This is a genomic window from Antarctobacter sp. (assembly GCF_965277915.1).
GTDB lineage: Bacteria > Pseudomonadota > Alphaproteobacteria > Rhodobacterales > Rhodobacteraceae > Antarctobacter.
Genome location: NZ_OZ255849.1, coordinates 2,338,708 through 2,358,886 on the forward strand (window position 1 = coordinate 2,338,708; position 20,179 = coordinate 2,358,886).

At 64.4% G+C, this 20,179-nt stretch carries 20 protein-coding genes and 1 tRNA gene; 14 read left to right on the forward strand and 7 right to left on the reverse strand.

Going from position 1 to position 20,179, the window contains the following annotated elements:
- Positions 1-184: 184 nt before the first annotated feature.
- The gene (locus ACQY5B_RS12230; protein ID WP_420325066.1) at positions 185-709 is read right to left on the reverse strand and encodes a hypothetical protein; all 525 of its coding nucleotides are present in this window, start codon (positions 707-709) and stop codon (positions 185-187) included.
- A 622-nt stretch (positions 710-1,331) separates the two neighbouring features.
- On the opposite strand from ACQY5B_RS12230, the gene ACQY5B_RS12235 reads away from it, so the two are divergent.
- Positions 1,332-2,432: a trypsin-like serine peptidase gene (locus tag ACQY5B_RS12235; RefSeq protein WP_420325065.1), complete on the forward strand. Its 1,101-nt coding sequence runs from the start codon at positions 1,332-1,334 to the stop codon at positions 2,430-2,432.
- 415 nt (positions 2,433-2,847) lie between these two features.
- On the opposite strand, the gene ACQY5B_RS12240 is transcribed toward ACQY5B_RS12235, so the two are convergent.
- Positions 2,848-2,931, reverse strand: a tRNA-Leu gene (locus ACQY5B_RS12240).
- 236 nt (positions 2,932-3,167) lie between these two features.
- On the opposite strand from ACQY5B_RS12240, the gene ACQY5B_RS12245 reads away from it, so the two are divergent.
- From ACQY5B_RS12245 to ACQY5B_RS12265, 5 genes are all read left to right on the forward strand, one after another.
- Positions 3,168-3,782 carry an exopolysaccharide biosynthesis protein gene (locus ACQY5B_RS12245; protein ID WP_305972353.1) on the forward strand — a complete coding sequence of 205 codons (615 nt, stop codon included), beginning with the start codon at positions 3,168-3,170 and terminating at the stop codon, positions 3,780-3,782.
- Between the two features lie 81 nt (positions 3,783-3,863).
- A complete protein-coding gene (locus tag ACQY5B_RS12250) occupies positions 3,864-4,325 on the forward strand; it encodes a disulfide bond formation protein B (protein WP_420325064.1) in 462 nt (153 codons plus the stop codon).
- A gap of 285 nt (positions 4,326-4,610) precedes the next feature.
- Positions 4,611-4,754 (forward strand): hypothetical protein, encoded by a 144-nt coding sequence (locus ACQY5B_RS12255; protein WP_420325063.1) that lies wholly within the window; start codon positions 4,611-4,613, stop codon positions 4,752-4,754.
- A 139-nt stretch (positions 4,755-4,893) separates the two neighbouring features.
- Positions 4,894-5,895 carry a type I glyceraldehyde-3-phosphate dehydrogenase gene (gap, locus tag ACQY5B_RS12260; RefSeq protein WP_420325062.1) on the forward strand — a complete coding sequence of 334 codons (1,002 nt, stop codon included), beginning with the start codon at positions 4,894-4,896 and terminating at the stop codon, positions 5,893-5,895.
- Positions 5,896-6,163: 268 nt separating this feature from the next.
- A complete protein-coding gene (locus ACQY5B_RS12265; RefSeq protein ID WP_305972357.1) occupies positions 6,164-6,322 on the forward strand; it encodes a YjiS-like domain-containing protein in 159 nt (52 codons plus the stop codon).
- Between the two features lie 102 nt (positions 6,323-6,424).
- On the opposite strand, the gene coaD is transcribed toward ACQY5B_RS12265, so the two are convergent.
- The 3 genes from coaD to ACQY5B_RS12280 all read right to left on the reverse strand — a co-directional run bounded on the left by coaD (position 6,425) and on the right by ACQY5B_RS12280 (position 8,466).
- Entirely contained in the window at positions 6,425-6,925 is a 501-nt protein-coding gene (gene coaD, locus ACQY5B_RS12270; protein WP_305972358.1) for a pantetheine-phosphate adenylyltransferase, read from the reverse strand.
- 88 nt (positions 6,926-7,013) lie between these two features.
- A complete protein-coding gene (locus tag ACQY5B_RS12275) occupies positions 7,014-7,451 on the reverse strand; it encodes a CBS domain-containing protein (RefSeq protein ID WP_305972359.1) in 438 nt (145 codons plus the stop codon).
- A gap of 103 nt (positions 7,452-7,554) precedes the next feature.
- Positions 7,555-8,466, reverse strand: a complete 912-nt coding sequence (locus ACQY5B_RS12280) for a LysR family transcriptional regulator (protein WP_305972360.1) — start codon at positions 8,464-8,466, stop codon at positions 7,555-7,557.
- A gap of 103 nt (positions 8,467-8,569) precedes the next feature.
- Here ACQY5B_RS12280 and ACQY5B_RS12285 point away from each other — a divergent pair, with 103 nt between their 5' ends.
- The 3 genes from ACQY5B_RS12285 to ACQY5B_RS12295 all read left to right on the forward strand — a co-directional run bounded on the left by ACQY5B_RS12285 (position 8,570) and on the right by ACQY5B_RS12295 (position 11,967).
- Entirely contained in the window at positions 8,570-10,069 is a 1,500-nt protein-coding gene (locus tag ACQY5B_RS12285) for a CoA-acylating methylmalonate-semialdehyde dehydrogenase (RefSeq protein WP_420325061.1), read from the forward strand.
- 314 nt (positions 10,070-10,383) lie between these two features.
- Positions 10,384-10,770, forward strand: a complete 387-nt coding sequence (locus tag ACQY5B_RS12290) for a hypothetical protein (RefSeq protein WP_305972362.1) — start codon at positions 10,384-10,386, stop codon at positions 10,768-10,770.
- Positions 10,771-10,839: 69 nt separating this feature from the next.
- On the forward strand, positions 10,840-11,967 hold the full coding sequence (locus ACQY5B_RS12295) for a carboxylate-amine ligase (RefSeq protein ID WP_420325060.1): 1,128 nt from the start codon (positions 10,840-10,842) through the stop codon (positions 11,965-11,967).
- Positions 11,968-11,974: 7 nt separating this feature from the next.
- On the opposite strand, the gene ACQY5B_RS12300 is transcribed toward ACQY5B_RS12295, so the two are convergent.
- Complete coding sequence (locus tag ACQY5B_RS12300; RefSeq protein ID WP_420325059.1) at positions 11,975-13,138, reverse strand: hypothetical protein; 1,164 nt, start codon at positions 13,136-13,138, stop codon at positions 11,975-11,977.
- Positions 13,139-13,344: 206 nt separating this feature from the next.
- Positions 13,345-14,775, reverse strand: a complete 1,431-nt coding sequence (locus tag ACQY5B_RS12305; protein WP_420325058.1) for an NCS1 family nucleobase:cation symporter-1 — start codon at positions 14,773-14,775, stop codon at positions 13,345-13,347.
- A gap of 267 nt (positions 14,776-15,042) precedes the next feature.
- Here ACQY5B_RS12305 and ACQY5B_RS12310 point away from each other — a divergent pair, with 267 nt between their 5' ends.
- The 5 genes from ACQY5B_RS12310 (at position 15,043) to ACQY5B_RS12330 (ending at position 20,170) form a co-directional block, all read left to right on the forward strand.
- On the forward strand, positions 15,043-16,179 hold the full coding sequence (locus tag ACQY5B_RS12310) for a glycosyltransferase (RefSeq protein ID WP_420325057.1): 1,137 nt from the start codon (positions 15,043-15,045) through the stop codon (positions 16,177-16,179).
- 144 nt (positions 16,180-16,323) lie between these two features.
- Positions 16,324-17,463 (forward strand): acyl-CoA dehydrogenase family protein, encoded by a 1,140-nt coding sequence (locus ACQY5B_RS12315; protein ID WP_420325056.1) that lies wholly within the window; start codon positions 16,324-16,326, stop codon positions 17,461-17,463.
- A gap of 92 nt (positions 17,464-17,555) precedes the next feature.
- Positions 17,556-19,466 carry a 3-hydroxyisobutyrate dehydrogenase gene (gene mmsB / locus ACQY5B_RS12320; protein ID WP_420325055.1) on the forward strand — a complete coding sequence of 637 codons (1,911 nt, stop codon included), beginning with the start codon at positions 17,556-17,558 and terminating at the stop codon, positions 19,464-19,466.
- A gap of 72 nt (positions 19,467-19,538) precedes the next feature.
- Positions 19,539-19,742 (forward strand): YgaP family membrane protein, encoded by a 204-nt coding sequence (locus tag ACQY5B_RS12325; protein WP_305968297.1) that lies wholly within the window; start codon positions 19,539-19,541, stop codon positions 19,740-19,742.
- A 107-nt stretch (positions 19,743-19,849) separates the two neighbouring features.
- A complete protein-coding gene (locus tag ACQY5B_RS12330; protein ID WP_420325054.1) occupies positions 19,850-20,170 on the forward strand; it encodes an excinuclease ABC subunit A in 321 nt (106 codons plus the stop codon).
- The last annotated feature ends 9 nt before the right edge of the window (positions 20,171-20,179 follow it).

Consider the following 20,179-nt stretch of genomic DNA (forward strand, 5'->3'; position numbering starts at 1 on the left):
AATCGCCTTGGCGATTTGCCCGCGGACAGGAACGGTACTGCCGGGCTTGCCCCGCATGAGTTCCACAAAAGCGTTCCGGACCGTTTTCTGCTAGCTGAAAGTCACCACCGGCAACAGGTAGCCGTGGCCGCCGCTTGGCAGACGGCTTACTGGTGTTTGTCGATCGGGCAAACGGTATTGGCGGTCAGCGCGCCGCCATGACACCGGTTCCGCCGCCAAGGGCGCCATAGACACGGGCCTGCATCGCAGACCACTGCGCAGCGGGCCGCGTGTCTTGTTCCACCCGCAGGAAACTGGTCCCAAAACGGTCCGGTCGAAAGTTCCAGACCTCCCGCAACAGCCATTGCCCCCGAATATGTTTCAGAACAGCCACCGAGGGCACCGGGTCCCCGACAAGCTGGTTCTGCGTGATCATCCGGGTCTCATGGGTCGCGACAATCGTCGTCTCGTCCACGCGCTGTGCATCGAGGCAGACCGCGAAATAGGAGCTGAGATTGAGGCAGCAGATCCGATGCTGGATGATGTCAAAGATCCAGGCCAGATCATCCGTCGTCGAATGAACATGCGCAGAATCGAGGTTCACAAGGCCGAAGGGCAGGTCAAAGACCTCTTTATACCCGTCAAAGTCTTTCGCCCGGATCAGGTGTTGCGCCCGATGCAACAGGTCATCGTAAATCGCCTTCGCGGTCTGGTCGTCGCGATCCAGCATACCCAGCCTTCTGGAGCTACTTGCCACCATCTCTATACGCAACAGGATGCAAAAGACCAGTTTGAACAGCACCTTGTGAGGTTCGCGCCGCTTTGCAGGCCGATTTCCGCCATTCGCCGCGCCGAACGACCGGAATTCCCCGGCGGCAGGTCTGCAAAGCCAAGCGCCGCCGGGTCGATCCGATACGACCTAAGCCCCCTTATACAGCATGGGCGCTCGGGGCATCGGGGTGAGACGCCCCTTCGAACCTGAACCGGATTATGCTTGCGCGACGAGACCTCGGGGATCCGCTGCGATCCTGGCAGCCAAGGAGAACAGCCGACTGTCTGCTGGCCATGACGAACGGCCAGCGACGGATGGCAGCGGGGAAATCAACCATGTGATCTGGCTTCGCTCCCAGGCGGATTTTCGGCCATGAAACGCGAAAACCTGCCCCCATCAATTTGCCCCCCACAGCGCGAGCCAACTTGAAAAGGCGCATGGAGACAGCCATATTCGCCCGATGTCGATCACACTTGGTAAGTAGTCTTTACGAATGATTTATTTCCGGATTCCCTGCGCGCCCATCAACCGCATCACCCGCCTTGTTCTCGCCTTTTCCGTCACCGCCCTGAGCTTTTCGGTGCCCACCGAAGCACCCGCCGGGATCATCGGGCGGGACGACCGCACCGAGTCCTCCCGGATGCCGGATCACCTGGTAAAACTCGGTCGCCGCGTCGGGCAGCTTGTTACAACCACGCCGACCGGCAAGGGCAAGAACAACGTCACCACCTGCACTGGCGGCCTTATTAACAAGAAGTTCATCATCACGGCAGCACATTGCGCCTACACCGCGGACGGTCGCGCGCATCGCAACCTGTTTTTCTTTCCCGGCCGGAAATTCCACGATCACGCCCCCTACAACAAGTACCGGGTCAAGACGGTCTACCATCCCAAGAACTACGCCCCGGGCAGCACGAGTCCTCGGAACGACATCGCGGTCATGGAATTGCGCCAATCGGAAACCCGGGGGAAATATCCCGGCGACGTCGTCGGCACTCTGGGTTTCTGGGGCAAGCCCACGTTCCCACTTGGATCGGCGACGACCATTGGCTACCCGTCGAAACGGAAAGGCGTGCAGGTTTTCGAGCAAGACTGCGACGTTTGGCTGCCGGAACCGCAAAGCAATGCGATGTGGTCCGACTGTGACGTCAGCGAGGGTCAAAGCGGCAGCCCGGTGTTGTTCTATTCCGACAAATACGATCTCTATGCCGTGCACGGCGTATTAACCGGCAGCGGCGAGTCGCGCAACGCAGGCGCACGGTTGTCGAACGAACGCATGAAGATCATGAAAAGCATCTTCGACGGATCCTTCGGCACCTCGGCCTACCGCGCGAAGGGGTACGAAGAAGCCTGGCTTTCCCGCGATATGCCCGAAGCCAACCGCGTACATGTCCATATTCGCAACGACTGCCGGCGCACGAAACTTTTTGTGGCACGCAGTTACAAGAACGCTTCGGACGAGTGGGAGACGACGGGACACGTCGAAGTAAAACCAGATACGGAGATGAACCTCTTCGAGTCGCGAAACGGCATTTACTACCTCTCCGTGCGGACCGAGGACAAACGCCTGCTGACCCGCAAGGACACCCGAAAACCCCTGCAGAACTACAGGTTCGACGAGACCTTTCAAAAGTACAAGGTTACCGTTTGGGGCGACAACACCCATAGTTTCGGCTGTTGAGACGCGCGTCACCAGGCGACGGCATAGGTGAGGCGTGGCTCAAACACCCGGGGTCTTCAGTGTGCAAAGGATGACGCCGCGGTTTTCTCTCTGAACCAGAACGCATTTCGCTTGCCCAAAAGCGATAGGCAAGATCGATCAGGAAGCGCCCGGTCGGTTGCTTAAGTGCGGCCCGCGTCTCGGCAGGTGCGACGGAGCGCGACCGGACAGACAGCAGACATGGCGGACCACCATCAGGCGAGGCCGAACGGAAAGCGCCTATCAAAAAGCGCCTGTCAAAGGCCGCTCAGGCGCGCAGATCAGAACAAGACCTGAAAGTGACCTTGTGACCGCTCTGTGTGGTCCAAAGGTCCTTGTGGCCCAACCGCCTGCGTGGCCCAAAGGGTGCGCCGTGCCCACACACCCACGAATTCATTGGTACCCAAGGCCGGACTCGAACCGGCACGCCCGAAGGCGGGGGATTTTGAATCCCCTGCGTCTACCATTCCGCCACTTGGGCACGGGCCGTACATGTAGCCGTCCGCATTTGTCGAGACAAGGGCGATTTGCAGCACTTGCGACAAAGCTGGACGATGCAGCCGCCCAAATGGGTACCGCTTTCTGCCGCGCAATCAGGCAGATCCCGCGCCCACAATTGCTGCGACCGTCAAACGCTGGCGCCTTTCCACCCGATTTGCTAACCGGGCGCAGGCAGCGGACGTCCCGTTGCACGCTTACAGTCCAGGAAACATTTCAATGACGGCCCCAGACCACAGCCCGATGGCCATATCGGATCGCCTCGACAGCCTGGTCGCAGAGGCACAAGGCGAGTCCGTAACGCTCGACTGGATCCTGTCGCAGTTGCACGAGCGGGCATTTGGTCTCTTTCTGCTGATCCTCGCCCTGCCCTGCTGCATCCCCTTTCTGTATGGCATCCCGCAGATCGTTTCCTTGCCGCTGATGTTCGTGTCGGTGCAGATCCTGCTTGGCCGACGGGTTCCCTGGTTGCCAAGCCGATTGGGCGCACGCACGGTCTCGACCTCGGGGCTGGGCAATCTCGCGCGTCGCGCAGGGCCCTGGCTGCGCCGAATCGAGGCCATCAGCCGCCCCAGGTTGGGCGCGCTCACCCGTCGCCCCATCGATCAGGTCGTCGGGCTTGGCCTCGTGCTGTTCAGCGCCTCGATCATGGTGCCGCTGCCCGGCACGAATACCGTGCCCGGCTTTGCGGTCGTGGTGGTCGCCATGGGGCTCTTGCAGCGCGATGGCGTGCTGGTCCTCATCGGCGCCTTCCTCGGGACAACCTGGATCGCCACACTGGTTTTTGCTGGCGCAACGCTCGCCAGCCTGATCAAGGCATGGCTCGGCCTTTGAGCCCATCGCCCCAGCCCCGCGGTCGTTTGAACCGCCTCCCTCCTGCGCCACGAGTTCCGGCCAAGCCATCGTGAGGACACCATGACCCGCCGCACCTACACCCTCCTCGCCCTTGCCGGATCCGCCGGCCTCTTGCTGGGGGCGCTCTACTTTCAGTTTGTCCAGGGGCTGTTGCCCTGCCAACTGTGCTACTGGCAGCGCTATGGCCATTTCGGCGCATTGGTCATCGGCGGCATCGCCCTTGCGCTGCCGAACCGGATCCTGCTTGCACTGGGGGCGCTTTCGGCGCTGTCCAGTTCCGTGATCGGCATCTTCCACAGCGGGGTCGAACGCCAGTGGTGGGAGGGCCTGAAAAGCTGCAGCGCCCCTTCGCTAGAAGGCCTGTCGCCCGAAGAGGCGATGGAGGCGATCATGAACGCGCCGATGGTGCCCTGCGACCAGATCCCCTGGGAAATGTTCGGCCTGTCCATGGCCAACTACAACGTCGTGGCCTCGGCTGTGATCGCGGCCCTGTTCGTCATGGCGATGCGCGCGCCGCGCTGAACCGCCGCCACGTCCAGTTCATCGGCCCCGCCCTGCGGGGCCGATTTGCGTCTGGATGAGACCGGCCAGCCCATTTTCGGGAAAGCGATCCGGAACCTGAACCGGAATCGCTGCCCTGGCCGCCACCGAAATCCTTTCTGGCACCTGCCTCCTGATGAAACATCGGGCGCGGCGCCCTCCTGCCCTCTATACTCGCAGTCCTGACAAGGACCGCCTCCGCCCCCTCGTGACAGCCCCGCGCCGCTCTGGCATGACAAGGGCAAGACCAAACACAAAGGCCCCGCCATGACCAACCGGCTTGCGATCCTTCTTGGCCTGGCCATCATCGCGGCCATTGGTGCCGACCTGGTGTTCAACCGGGGTGACAACCTGTTGTTTCTCGGGCGCAAGCTGTTTGTGCTTCTCGACTGGCTGGCCTTCTGGCGCTAGGCAGCCTACCCTGCCGCAACGGCAGGAAGCGAGGTTGACTTTTTCGCTCACAGGTGATTGTTAGCGGTAACGACACGCCGGACGGCGCCTCAGATGGCCCGTACCCGCCCTGCCAGCAAGCCACAAAGGGATCCGCTCCATGAGTGTTAAAGTCGCCATCAATGGCTTTGGCCGCATCGGCCGCAACGTACTGCGCGCGATCATCGAGTCCGGTCGGACCGACATCGAGGTGATCGCGATCAACGACCTCGGCCCGGTCGAAACGAATGCCCACCTGCTGCAGTTCGACAGCGTGCATGGCCGGTTCCCGGTCGAGGTCACGCATACCGACGACAGCATCGACGTGGGTCGTGGCCCGATCCGCGTGACCGCGATCCGCAACCCCGCCGACCTGCCCTGGTCGGACGTGGACGTGGTGATGGAATGCACCGGCATCTTCACCTCCAAGGATGCCTGCCAGGCGCACCTGGACAACGGCGCCAGCCGCGTTCTGATCTCGGCCCCCGGCAAGGACGCGGACAAGACCATCGTCTACGGCGTCAACCACGACACGCTGACCGCCGAAGACCTGATCGTCTCCAACGCTTCCTGCACCACCAACTGCCTGTCCCCGGTGGCCAAGGTGCTGAACGACACCATCGGCATCAAGCGCGGCTTCATGACCACCGTGCACAGCTACACCGGCGACCAGCCGACGCTGGACACGATGCACAAGGATCTCTACCGCTCGCGTGCCGCCGCCCTGTCGATGATCCCGACCTCGACCGGCGCCGCCAAGGCGGTGGGCCTCGTCCTGCCCGAACTGAACGGCAAGCTGGACGGCGTGGCGATCCGGGTCCCCACCCCCAACGTCTCGGTTGTCGACCTGACCTTCGAGGCGGCGCGCGAAACCAGCGCCGAGGAAATCAACGCGGCCATCCGCAGCGCGGCCGATGGCCCTCTGAAGGGCGTGCTGGGCTATACCGACCGCAAGCTGGTCTCGATGGATTTCAACCACGATCCGCAATCCTCGATCTTTCACACCGATCAGACCAAGGTCATGGACGGCAACATGTGCCGCATCCTGAGCTGGTATGACAACGAGTGGGGCTTTTCCAACCGCATGGCGGACACCGCCGTCGCGATGGGCAAGCTCATCTGACCGGGAAACCGCGACCTCATCGCCATCAGGGCCGCCTTCGGGCGGCCCTTTCTTGTTTCGGCTGTCCGCTCTCGGAACGCTTGCACGCCCCGCCCGGCCGGGGGCGCTGCCTTCCGCCCCCCTTCGTGATCTTGACCAAAACGACGCCGGCAACCTCGTGCCCAGCCCTGCAGGAAATGCAAGGCGCCTTTCCGGAACTGTCAATTGTGCTGCGCCGCAGCATGACTATGTTTGCGATAACAGAAACGCAAACACAGGACACAGACCAATGAGTGTTTTCACAGAACTCCGCAGCTCGATGCAGAAACGCGCCAAGTACCGCGCCACCGTACGCGAACTCAACGCCCTCGATGCTTCCGTCGCCCGCGACCTGGACATCGCTCCGTCGGAGATCCGCCGCATCGCGCATCAGGCCGTCTACGGCTGATCACCGCATCACGGTGAATGAAGAAAGGCGCCGCGCCCGGGTCCGGGACGGCGCCTTTGTCTTGTGAAGGGCTCGCCCGCTCGGGCGGTCAGATGATCCGGATCACCCCGCCTTCTTGAACCGGCTTTCCAGCGCGGTCTTGACCTCCGGGCTGACGAATTTCGACACGTCCCCGCCCAGCCGCGCGATTTCCTTGACCAGTTTGGAGGCGATCGCCTGGTGCCGGGCCTCGGCCATCAGGAAGACCGTCTCGACACTGTCATCCAGCGCCCGGTTCATGCCGACCATCTGGAATTCATACTCGAAATCCGCCACCGCGCGCAGTCCCCGGATGATGAGCTGCGCACCGACGTCATGGGCACAGTCGATCAGCAGGTTTTCGAACGGGTGGGCAACGATCTCTGTCCCTGTCTCCTCCGAAAGGACACGGCATTCCGACTCGATCATCGCCACGCGCTCTTCGAGCGAAAACAGCGGGCCCTTGTCGCGGTTGATGGCAACACCGATCACCAGCCGGTCGACCAGCAGGGCGCCGCGCCGGATGATGTCGATATGCCCGTGTGTGATGGGGTCGAAGGTTCCGGGGTAAAGACCAACGCGCATGGCTGCTTCCCTTGTGGTACGTCGGTTCGCACGCAACAATATTGCGCGTGCGAATGCAACCCGGAACCGCAACCGGGGGCGAAATCCCTCACCAGGGGTTCGAGATCATCCCTTCCAGCGCGTCCTTTTCGGCGGCCAGTTCGGTCAGGCGCGCCTTGACGACGTCCCCCAACGTGACCAGCCCGACCATCTTGCCGTCTTCGACCACGGGCATGTGGCGAAAGCGGCCCTCCGTCATCCTGGCAAGGATCGCGTCGGCCCGGTCGTCGCGCGTGCAGGTGATCGGATCGGGGGTCATGTAGGTGTCGACGCTGGCGTCGAGGCAGCCGCCGCCGTGGGTCGCAAGCTCCCGGACGATGTCACGCTCGGACAGGATCCCCATCGCGGTCGATCCGTCCTTCGAGATCACGACCGTCCCGATGCGTTTCTCGGCCAGGATCCGCGCGGCATCGGCCACCTTGGTGTCCGGCTTGACGGTGAAAACCCCGTCCGTGCCCTTGCTCTTCAGGATCTGGTGGACCTGCATCGTCAAACCTCCTTGCATGATACCCTATGCGACAGCGTGACGCGGGTTGGCGCGACCTGTCAAGTGGCTGAAAGTCTTATGCCACCGGCGCCCTCCTCCTGGCTCAACTCTGTCCGGCACAGGCCGCCAGCGCCTCGAGGCGTGTCAGTTCCTCGCGCATGCCCGCCACCAGGGCCTCGGCAAAGCGGGTCTGGCGTTCAAGGCGACGGTCGTCGGCATGGCGCACAAGGTAGAAACTGCGGGTCAAGGAGATCACGTCGCGCAGGACAAACCGCATGCCCGGCGCGGTCGGCATGGCGAAATCATGCACCACGCCCAGTCCCGCCCCCTGCCGCAGCCAATGGAATTGCACGGCAACCGAATTCGACGCCAGCGGCACCCGGTCCAGCCCCAGTTCACCAAGGTAGTCCAGTTCCTTGTCGAAGATCATGTCGGGAATATAGCCGACGATGCGATGGGCACTCAGGTCCTCGGGGGCCGTGATCGGGGCATTTTGCGCAAGATAATCAGCGCTTGCGGCAAGATGCAGGCGATAGTCGGTTATTTTCTGCACGACCAGCCGCCCGGCAGAGGGCGGAGAGACGGCGATCGCCATATCCGCCTCGCGCCGGGAAAGATTCACCACCCGAGGCAGCGCAACGATCTGCACTTCGAGGTCCGGGTTGGCGGCGGCGATCCGCGCGCAGACCTGCGGCAGCAGGAAATTGGCGCAGCCGTCCGGCGCCCCGATGCGGATCTGCCCCGAGAGCCCCTCGGTCCGGCCCACCAGCGCCTCGGACGCCTGTGATGCCGCCTGTTCGGCCTCCTCGGCAAAGCGCACCAACCGCGTGCCCGCCTCTGTCAGCGCGTAGCCCTGTGGTGACTTGGCAAAGAGCGGCGCCCCCAGCGATTCCTCCAGCCGCGCAACCCGGCGCCCCACCGTTGCCGCATCCATGCGCAGCCTCCGTCCCGCCGCCGACAGGCTTTCGTCCCGCGACACGGCAAGAAAAATCCGCAGGTCGTCCCAGTTCTCCATATGCCCACCTTTGCAAAAACGCAAAACGCTTTTGCCGCATTCTGTCTGTTCAGCGCATTTTTGCAAGGGTACAGTCCGCACCAAGGGAACAAGGAGGATTCCGATGACCGAACTCACCAACTGGATCAACGGCCAGCACGTCAAGAGCGGCTCGGGCCGCTTTTCGGACGTCTACAACCCCGCCACCGGCGAGGTTCAGGCCAAGACCCCGCTGTCCACCGTGGACGAACTGAACGAGGCCGTCGCCAAGGCAGCCGAGGCGCAAATCAAATGGGGCGCCACCAACCCGCAACGCCGGGCGCGCGTGATGATGGCCTTCGGTGCGCTGATCAACCAGCACATGGACGAACTGGCCGAGCTGGTGGCGCGCGAACACGGCAAGACCATCCCTGACGCCAAGGGCGACGTTCAGCGGGGGCTGGAAGTGGTCGAGGTCTGCATGGGCGCGCCCCACATGCTGAAGGGTGAGTACACCGACAATGGCGGCCCGGGCATCGACCTCTACTCGATGCGCCAGCCGCTGGGTGTCGTCGCCGGCATCACGCCGTTCAACTTCCCCGCCATGATCCCGCTGTGGAAGATGGCCCCGGCCATCGCCTCGGGCAACGCCATGATCCTCAAGCCGTCCGAGCGCGTGCCCTCCACCGCGCTGCGCCTTGCGGAACTGTTGCAAGAGGCCGGCCTGCCCGACGGCGTGCTGCAGGTCGTCAACGGTGACAAGGAAGTGGTCGACGCGATCCTCGACAACGAGGACGTCGCAGCCGTGGGCTTTGTCGGCTCCACCCCGATCGCGCAGTACATCTATGGCCGTGCGGCCACGAACGGCAAGCGCGCGCAGTGCTTCGGCGGCGCCAAGAACCACATGATCATCATGCCCGATGCGGACCTGGACAAGGCCGCCGACGCGCTGGTGGGAGCCGGTTACGGCGCCGCCGGCGAACGCTGCATGGCGATCTCGGTGGCGGTGCCGGTCGGCAAGGAAACCGCCGACGGCCTGGTCGAACGCCTTGTCCCGCGCGTGGAAAAGCTGAAGGTCGGCCCCTATACCGCGGGCGACGACGTGGACTATGGCCCGGTCATCACCGGCGCGGCGAAATCCCGGATCGAGGGCCTGATCGACAGCGGCGTGAACCAGGGCGCAAACCTTGTCATCGACGGACGCGGGTTCCAGCTGCAGGGGTACGAAAAGGGCTTTTTCGTCGGCCCGTCGCTGTTCGACAACGTGACCCCCGACATGGATATCTACAAGGAAGAGATCTTTGGCCCGGTTCTCAGCCAGGTCCGCGCCGACACCTACGAGGACGCGCTGAACCTGGTGATCGACAACCCCTATGGCAACGGCACCGCGATCTACACCGCCGACGGCGACACCGCGCGTGACTTTGCCCACCGGGTCAATGTCGGCATGGTCGGCATCAACTTCCCGATCCCGGTGCCGCTGTCCTACCACACCTTCGGCGGCTGGAAGAAATCGGCCTTTGGCGACCTCAACCAGTACGGCCCCGACGCCTTCCGCTTCTACACCAAGACCAAGACCGTCACCGCGCGCTGGTTCTCGGGCATCAAGGAAGGCGGAGAATTCAACTTCAAGGCGATGGACTGATCGCCAGCCCAGATCATCCCGCGGGGCGTGCCTTTAAAACGTGCGCCCCGTTTCTTTGTGGCAACATCCAAAAGTATATAGGTTTCACTAGTCGTTGACAGGTCTCCCGGCACCATGTCACGCTCAACCACAAGGATAGTGAATAGTAGCCCTTTGGGCTGGAAAGAACTCTTCCACGACGCGGGGGTGCCCTGCTCTCGATCCAGAGAGCCGGCCCCGGACCAGGTCGCCAGCCTGAAACTGTATGTGCCGGAACCATCATGATGCCGATTTCCTATTCGATTCATCCGAACCGCGGCCTTGCACATTTCCGCATGAGCGGCACGATCGACGTTCCCCAGACCCTTGGCTCGTTTTCCGATTACGTCCAGAACCCGCAATTCGACCCGTCCTTTGTGATGCTGACCGATGCCCAGGAGGTGGGTGTCGTTGATGCGGATTTCCTCGGCATCGTGGGCGGTGTGCAGCGCGCGATGACCTTTCTGCGCAGCTTTCCGAACGAGGCCTTCAGCATCATCTACGCCCCGCGCGACCTGACCTTCGGGATGGCCCGGATCATGCAGCAAGTGGTCGAACCGGTTTCGAAACTGCGGTTCCACATCCTGCGGGACGAGGGTGAGGCGCTTGCCCGCGCCGGGCAGCCAGAGACGGACTTCAACGCGCTGGAACAGGCGCTGCGCCCCAGGCGGGCAACGGGCTGAACCGCGCATTTTGCCCCCTTTCCTTTGCACCGGCGCTCTGCTTTCCTTCGAGAAAACCCGGGGGGAAGCATGACCGAGCCACCGTTCAGCATCGGCATCGAAGAGGAATACCTGCTGGTCGACCGCGAGACCTGCGCGCTGGTCGAGGCGCCTGACGGGTTGATGGAGGCCTGCGCCGCCGAGCTTGAAGGCCAGGTCAGCCCCGAGTTCCTGCAATGCCAGATCGAGATTGGCACCCGCCCCTGCACCAGCGTCGCCGAGGCCCGCGAGGAACTGCGTCGCCTGCGCGAGGCCGTGTCGCGCCATGCGGCCAACTACGGTTTGTCGCCCATCGCCGCCTCCTGTCACCCACTGGCCGACTGGAAACAGCAGCATCACACCGACAAGGAGCGGTACAACGACCTCGACCGCGCCCTGGGCAGCGTGGTGCGGCGAATGCTGATCTGCGGGATGCATGTGCACGTCGGGCTGGAAGACGATCCGCTGCGCGCCGACCTTCTGGCGCAGACCAGCTACTTTCTCCCGCACCTGCTGGCGCTTTCGGCCTCGTCACCCTTTTGGCAGGGCGAGGACACAAAACTGGCCAGCTACCGTATTTCCGTCTTCGACAACCTGCCGCGCACCGGCCTGCCGCCGCAGTTCGACAGTTGGCAGGACTATCATCGTTCGACCGAAGTGCTGATCGAGACCGGCGTGATCGAGGACCGCACCCGCATCTGGTGGGACCTGCGCCCGTCGTCTAATTTCCCCACGCTCGAGGCGCGCATCATGGACGTGCAGCCGCGCATGGAACATGCGCTGACGCTGGCGGCCCTGGTGCAATGCCTGATGCGGATGCTCTGGCGGCTGCGGGTGCGCAACCAGCGCTGGCGCCTCTACGATCGGTTCCTGATCGGCGAGAACCGCTGGCGCGCGCAGCGCTACGGGGTCTCCGAGGGGTTGATCGACTTCGGGGCGGCGCAGGTCGTGCCCTTCCCGCAACTGGTCGAGGAACTGATGGACCTGCTGCAGGAAGACGCGGCCGAACTGAAGTGCCTGACCGAACTTGCCCGCGTGCGGGAGATCGCCACCGAAGGCACCTCTGCCGACCGTCAGCGCGCCGCGCTGGCCGCTGCGCGGGACGCGGGCGCCGACCACGAGGGCCAGATGCGCGCCGTCGTGCACCACCTGATCGAGGAATTCCACGCCGACCTGTGAGGATGGGTCAGGTCACGCGCAAGGTTTCGACAACCGCGTCCACGGCGCTCTGGACGTCGTGCTGGTCCAGCCGCGCGATGCCCATGAACTGGACATGCATGTCGCCGCGCGCCAGCCAGATCTGCCGCACCGCGACCGGGGCCGCCACCTGGCCGAACATCTGCAGGTTGGCCCCTTTCGGCATCTGCCGCACGACCGAGAACCCCCGGAACGGCCCGACCTCCACCTCCGGGTTGGACTGGAGCAGTTTCAGGTTGAACCGCCGCGCCCAAGGATCGTTCAGCACCTCGTCGTAGCTTTGCGGGATCGGGCCGTCGTGGATCTTCATGCCGACACCGGCATCCGGCCCGCCCCGGGCCATCATCAGGGTCCAGTCCCCGCCACTGCCCAGCGTCCGCTCCGGCCCGGGCCGGATGATCCGTTTCAGCAGCGTGACCCCAAAGACGACCAACGGCCCGTCGTAATCCTGTCGCACGGTGACCGGCCACCCCGCGGGGACATCCACGGTCAGCCCGGTCGCGGGATGGCGCACCCGTTGGCTGCCCCTGTCGGCCTGTCCAACCGCATCCGCGTCCCCCTCCTCTCCCTGCTCCCGCGCCAGGTAATCCGTCGCCGCCGCCTCGGCCCGGCGGGAAAAGCCCTCGCGCCAGTCCTGTACCAGCCGAAGCAGCGTCTCGGGGTCCTCGACCCCGTGAAACCCGGGATATCGCGCCTCGACCGTCCGGGCATCGCTCCTGTCCTTGTACCCCAGTTCGCGCCAGCAGACGGCCCCGCGCCGGGTGTAGACAGAGAGGATCTCGTCGGGCTGGGCCGACCTGTAGACATCATTCCCACGGATGCTCAACAGGCGCCTGTCCGTAACCGCGTAGACCCGGACGCGGCGGCGATTGATCCGTGGCACGACAAAGGCCACAACCCCGACCCCGACAAGCGCCAGCCCCGGCAACAGGCGCGACTGAGGTCCCAGCGACAGGCCCGTCACGCTGTCGAAAAGCCCGGTCAGGATCGCAAGACCAAGCCCCCCGGTCAGAACACCGCCAAATGTCGAACCGCCCGACCCAAGGGCGGCAGGATCCGGGCGCGCCTGCCAAAGGACCCGCTCACCGGGTTCCAGGAACGGCGCCAGTTGAGGGTCCACTTCCGCGGGCTCCAGTGGCGTCAGGTCATACATCTTTGCCCCCCTTTCCGACAGGCCCCGGTCCGCTGGACGACCGGCGGACCGGACGTGCCCACCTAGGCATATCCGGAGAGGGTCACGCAAGATCACGACGCCCAGCCCCTCCAAAGCAAAAGCGCCAGGCCAAAGCCCGGCGCCATGCACGCTCTTAGACGCACCCGTTGCAGGCCGCGGACCCACACAGGCCCGCGACCCAAGGATCAGACGGCGACCTTGCCCCTGGCGCGGACCAGGTAGATGACACCGCCCACCACCGCCCCGATGATCCAGGCATAGCCGGCCAACTGGTTCAGTCCCGGCACCCAGACCGTCGCGACCGAAAACACCGCCGCCACGCAGAAGGCCACCAGCGCGTGCTCGTTCCAGCCGTTGCCATAGTGGTAGAGGCCCCCCTGCTCGTTGTAGAGGTCGTCACGCTTCAGCGCCTCTTTGCGCAGCAGGTAATAGTCGACGATCATGATCCCGTAGAGCGGCGCCAGCGTCGCGCCCAGCGTGTTGACGAAGCCGGAGATGCCGAACTGGCTGATGAAGCTGGTCCAGAGACCGCCGATCACCAGCGCAAAGCCCGAGGTGATGAGACCCGCCTTGCGGAAACTGATCTTCGACGGCGCAAGGTTGGCGATGCCGTTCACCGCCGGGATGAAATTGGCCACCAGGTTGATGCCCACGGTCGCGGCGAAGAAGGTGATTGCCGCAATGATCCCCAGCACGACGCTGTCGGTGCGATCGACGATCTCGGTCGGGTTGATGATCTTCTCGCCATAGACCACGGCAGCCCCGGCGGTGGTCAGCAGGGCCAGCGCCGAGAACAGGATCATGTTGAACGGCAGCCCCGCCAGGTTGCCGCGCACCATCGCCTTCTTGTCCCGGGCATAGCGCGAGAAGTCCGAGAAGTTGATCATCACGGCGGCGAAATAGGCCACCATGGTCCCAAAGATCGTCACCGCGCCCTTGAACTCGGTCACCCATGTGCCCTCCGGGTTGGCAAAGATCGTCTGCGCCTCGGACAAGAGCCTGCCGTCCGCGGCGAACCACAGGTAGATCACCAGCCCGATCATGACCGCGTAGACAAAGGGCCCGGCAAAGTTCAGAAAGCCTTCGACCCAGTCCATACCGCGCCAGAAGATCGCTATGTGAAAGGCCCAGACAAGGACGAAGGACAGCCAGTCGATCTCTGTCAGGCCAAGGTAGGCGGTGCCGCCGCTGATCCCGGTGACCGACTTGATGAGCAAGGCCAGCGCCGTCGAGGCGAAATAGACCTGAACCCCGTACCAGAACACCGCCACCGTCGCCCGCAGGACGGCGGGCAGCTTGGCCCCCTCGGTGCCCATGCTGGCACGGGCAAAGACCGGATAGGGAATGCCATAGCGTTCCCCCGCCGCCCCCGAGAGGTTCACCAGGAACATCACGAAAAGCCCCGCAACGATCAGCGAGGCAAAGGCCGTCCATCCGCTGACCCCGAAGGAGATGAACAGGGAGGCCACCAGCGAATAGCCGAACAGCGACTGGATGTCGTTGGCCCAGACGTTGAAGATCGCGAACCAGCCCCAGGACTTTTCCTGTTCCGTCACCGGGCGCAGCGCGTCCTGCGCCACCTCGCCGCTGTCGGCCTCTGCCGTGATTGCGTGCATCTTTCCTGTCCCTTTCTCCCGGCCCGGTGCCTGCGACGCCCCGGGCCCTCCCGTTATTCTCTATCCGCCGCCTGGCATTGCTTCTGAAATGTTAGTTAATAGATTACACGCTGGATATGATGAAAACCAAACATGACCTTTCGGATTTCCCGAAAGATCAAGATCCGGTCTACGGGACATCCGCTGGCATGTCGGCGAGATCAGGACGATCCCCTTGGCACCGCGCCCCTCCCACGCTACCAGCGCCAGAGCAGCGTGGAGAGCCCCATGAAAACCGCCATCGCCACCTCCGACTACTTCGTGATGGGCGAGACCTTCATCAATCGCCACATCGCCCATCTCTTCGGGGGCGACACCTGCGTGGTCTGCGGCCGGTTCAACGGCGAGGACCCGCTGGGCAAGCCGCTATTCACCCGCCGCGCGCCCCTGACCCCGATGGACAGGCTGCGCGCCCCCTTTGCCGCCGCCTCTGGCGCGCTGCTGCATGGCACCTCGCGCCTGCCCTTCGGCGACAACCGCAAGCGCCTGTCCGCTTTCCTGCAAGACCAGGGCGTCCGGGTGATCCTCGCCGAATTCGGGACCCAGGCGCTGGTCATGGCCAAGCTGGGCAATGACATGGGCATTCCCGTCTTCACCTACTGGCGCGGCACCGATGCCTCCAAAATGCTGCGCTCGGCGCAACGCGTGCGCTCTTATCGGCTGATGATGCCGCGGCTTGCGGGCATGTTCTCGGTCTCGCAATTCCTGCTCGACAACCTCGGCCGCCACGGCATCCGCCACGACAACGCCCATGTCGTGCCCTCCGGCGTCGACATCCGCCGCTTTACCCCCGCGGACAAACGCCCCGGCAGCTTCCTGGCCGTCGGGCGCATGGTTGCAAAAAAGGCCCCGCAAGTGACCCTGCGGGCCTTCGCCAGCGCCGCCGCCACCCGCAACGCGCATCTGACCTTCATCGGCGACGGCCCGCTTCTCGAAGAGTGCAAGGCCCTCGCTCAGACCCTCGGCGTGGGGGACAAGGTGACATTCACCGGCGCCCTGCCCCACGATCAGGTCCGCCAGCACCTGCAAACCACAGAGGTCTTCCTGCAGCATTCCATCACCGCCCCCGATGGCAACACCGAAGGCCTGCCCACCGCCATTCAAGAGGCGCTTGCCTGCGGCTGCATCATCCTGTCCACCCGCCACGCCGGCATCCCCGAGGCGGTCGAGGACGGCGTGAACGGGCTTCTGGTCGAAGAATGGGACCAAACCGGCTTTGCCGACCGCATCGCGCAGATCCTCGACACGCCCGACCGGACAGAGATGACCCGCGCCGCCCGCGCCACCGCAGAGGCAAAGTTCGACAACGACATCGGCCTTGCCCGGGTAGAGGACGTGATCCGCACGACCCTCGCCCGCACCTGAGTTACCGCAAACACAAACCTTCCACGAACTTCACCGTTTTGCAGAAATGCAAAGCGGTCCTGCGCTGTGCACGGTTGCATTGCGCAGCCCTTCGGGCGACAATCTGAACATGCGTTCATTTCAGCCCGGGGGAGGACGGCCGCAATGGATTTCGCGCTTTCAGAGGAACAGACCGCCATCTTCGACATGGCCCATGCCTTCGGGCAGGAAAGGATCGCGCCCTTCGCCCGCCAGTGGGAGGCCGAGGGCACGATCCCCAAAGAGCTCTGGCCCGAGATCGCGGAACTCGGTTTCGGCGGGCTCTATGTCAGCGAGGACAGCGGCGGCGCGGGCCTGACCCGTCTCGACGGCACGCTGATCTTCGAGGCGCTCAGCATGGCCTGCCCCTCGGTCGCCTCCTTCCTGTCGATCCACAACATGTGCGCCAAGATGATCGACAGCTTCGCCAGCGACGACTTCAAGGCCCGCGTCCTGCCGAAGGTCCTGACGATGGAAACGGTCCTCAGCTACTGCCTGACCGAACCGGGGTCGGGATCGGACGCCGCCGCGCTGCGCACCCGCGCGGAAAAGACCAACGAGGGCTACCGCCTGACAGGCACAAAGGCCTTCATTTCCGGCGGCGGCTACTCGGACGCCTATGTCACCATGTGCCGCACCGGCGACGACGGTCCGAAAGGCATCTCGACCCTCTTCATCGAGGACGGCAGCCCCGGCCTCAGCTTCGGCGCGCTCGAGGACAAGATGGGCTGGAAATCCTCCCCCACCGCCCAGGTCCAGTTCGACGACTGCCCGGTGCCGGCGGAAAACCTCATCGGCGAAGAGGGGCGCGGCTTTGCCTACGCGATGGCGGGGCTCGACGGCGGGCGTCTCAACATCTCGGCCAGCGCGCTCGGTGGCGCGCAGAACGCCCTCGACCTGACGCTGCAATACATGTCCGAGCGCAAGGCCTTCGGCCGCACCATCGACCAGTTCCAGGCCCTGCAATTCCGTCTGGCCGAGTACGAGACCAGGCTCCAGGCCGCCCGCACCTTCCTGCGCCAGGCCGCCTGGAAGCTCGACACCGGCGCTCCCGATGCCACGAAATTCTGCGCGATGGCCAAGCTCATGGTCACCGACAGCGCCTTCGAGGTCGCCAACGGCTGTTTGCAGATGTTCGGCGGCTACGGCTACCTCGCCGACTACGGCGTCGAAAAGATCGTCCGCGACCTGCGCGTGCACCAGATCCTCGAAGGCACCAACGAGATCATGCGCCTGATCGTCTCGCGCCAGATGCTGGCCAGTTGACCGCCTTGGCTTCTTCTCTCTGAAAATACCTCGCGGGGGAGCGCGAGGGGGCAGACAGCCCCCTCGCCCCCGCCCTCACAGCCAGGACCGACATGTCAGACATCCAGATCCGCACCGAAGGCCAGGCCGGCCGCATCACCCTGACCCGCCCCAAGGCGCTGAACGCGCTGACCTGGGACATGTGCCTTGCCACGGAACAGGCGCTGGACGCCTGGCGGCATGACGACAGCGTCAAGCTGATCATCCTGGACGCGGTGGGCGACCGCGCCTTCTGCGCCGGCGGCGACATCGCCGAGATGTACCGGACCGGCATGGCGGGCGACCTCGACTACGGCCGCAATTTCTGGCGCGACGAATACCGCATGAACGCCAAGCTGGCCGAGTATCCGAAACCCATCGTCAGTTTCCTGCACGGCTTCGTCATGGGCGGTGGCGTCGGCATCGGCGGACATTGCGCGCATCGCATCGTCGGCGAGTCGACACAGATCTCCATGCCCGAATGCGGCATCGGCTTTGTGCCCGACGTGGGCGGCACCTACACGCTGGCCCGCGCGCCGGGGCGGCTAGGCGAATACCTTGGGATCACCGCCGCGCGCATGGGTCCGGGCGATGCCATCCACGCGGGCTTTGCCGACCGGTTCCACCCCGAGGCGGACTGGCCCGCCCTGAAACAGGCGCTGATCGAAACCGGCGATATTGCCGCCCTGGGCGAGGCCCCACAGCCACCGGACAGCCCGCTGGCCACAGCCCAGCCCGAGATCGACGCGCTCTTCGGCGGCGAGACCCTGCGCGACGTGCTCAACACCCTGGAAGCCAGCGACAGCGACCTGGCACGGGATGCGCTCAAGCGCCTGTCGCGCAACGCGCCGCTCTCGATGGCCGTCACGCTCGAGATGATCCACCGTCTGCGCAGCCCCGGCCTCGACATCCGCAAGGCGCTCGAGATGGAATACCGCGTCAGCCACCGGATCATGGAACAGGGGGACTTCCTCGAAGGCATCCGGGCGGCCATCATCGACAAGGACAAATCGCCGAACTGGCGCCACGCGCTCGACAGCGTGCCTCTCGTGGACGTGTCGAAAATGCTGATGCCGCTCGGCAAGGACAAGCTGGATTTCAGGGAGAGGACCATGCAGATCGGATTCATCGGACTGGGCAACATGGGCGCGCCGATGGCCGCCAATCTTGCCAGGGCGGGCCATGCGGTCAAGGGCTTCGACGTGGCGGGGACAACGGCCGAGGGCGTTACCTCCGTCGCCACCGCACAGGAGGCCGCGCAGGGCGCCGACGTGGTCATCACCATGCTGCCCAACGGCGCGATCCTCAAGACGGTCGCGGCAGAGATCCTGCCCGTCATGGACAAGGGCGCCATTCACCTGGATTGCTCCACCGTCGACGTGGCGGCGGCCCGGGCCGCCGCCGAAATGGCCGCCGCCCACGGGGTCGAGGCCATGGATGCGCCGGTTTCGGGCGGTGTCGGCGGCGCGGCGGGCGGCACGCTGACCTTCATGGTCGGCGGGTCCGACGCCGCCTTTGCCCGCGCCCTGCCCCTGTTCGAGGTCATGGGCCAGAAGGCGGTACATTGCGGCGCCCCGGGCAACGGCCAGGCGGCGAAGATCTGCAACAACATGATCCTCGGCGTGACCATGATCGCCACCTGCGAGGCCTTTGCCCTGGCCGACAAGCTGGGCCTCTCGCGCGAGGCGATGTATGACGTGGTCTCGACCTCCTCGGGGCAAAGCTGGTCGATGACCACCTATTGCCCCGCCCCGGGCGTCGGCCCGCAATCGCCCTCGGACAACGACTATCAGCCCGGTTTCGCCGCCGACCTGATGCTCAAGGACCTGCGCCTGAGCCAGCAGGCCGCAAGCGAGGTCGATGCAGACACGCCGCTGGGCCAGGCGGCAATGGACCTCTACCGCCGCTTCGTCGAGGAAGAGGACGGCGCGGGCCGCGACTTCTCGGCCATGCTGCCCCGCTTCGAGACGCGCGGGCGCGGTTGATCCAAATCATATTCTCGAATCGTGATCCGAGTCATGACGGACCCGGAAGTGAACCTTTGTCTGGGGGAAGTTATGTTCGAGAAAAATATGGGGTCCGCCGATCGCGCCATCCGTGCGGTTCTGGGCGTTCTTCTGGTGATCGCCTTCTTTGCTTGGCTCAGCGGCACCTGGGCCTGGATCGCCCTGGTCGTCGGCGTCGTCATGCTGGCCACCGCGGCGATGGGATCCTGCCCGCCGTACAGCCTGCTTGGCATCAGGACCTGCGCCCGCAAGTAACCGCGCATGCATGACGCCCCCGGCAAGTCTTTGCCGGGGGCGTGACTTTTCTCGGAACCCGCAGGCTTGGGACGGTATTGCCCTCCGAAGACACAGGAGATCCGACCATGCAGACCCGCTCGCTTGCCATCCTCATCCTGGCCGCCATGCCGCTGGCGCTGCCCGCCACGGCCCAGCCCAAGGGCTGCCCGCCCGGGCTTGCCAAGAAGGACCCCGCCTGCGTGCCGCCCGGCTTGGCCAAGAAGCGGGTCCAGGCACCTGACCGCCATTACATCACCGATGACTATGTCATCTTGGGCGATCCGCTGCGTTACGGGCTGGACCCGGATCGCACCTACTATCGTCTTGGGGACGAGGTCGTGCGGGTGGACCGCGAGACCAGCGAGATCCTGAATTTCATCGGCTCTCTGGCCGCGCTTCTCGACTGATCCCACGGA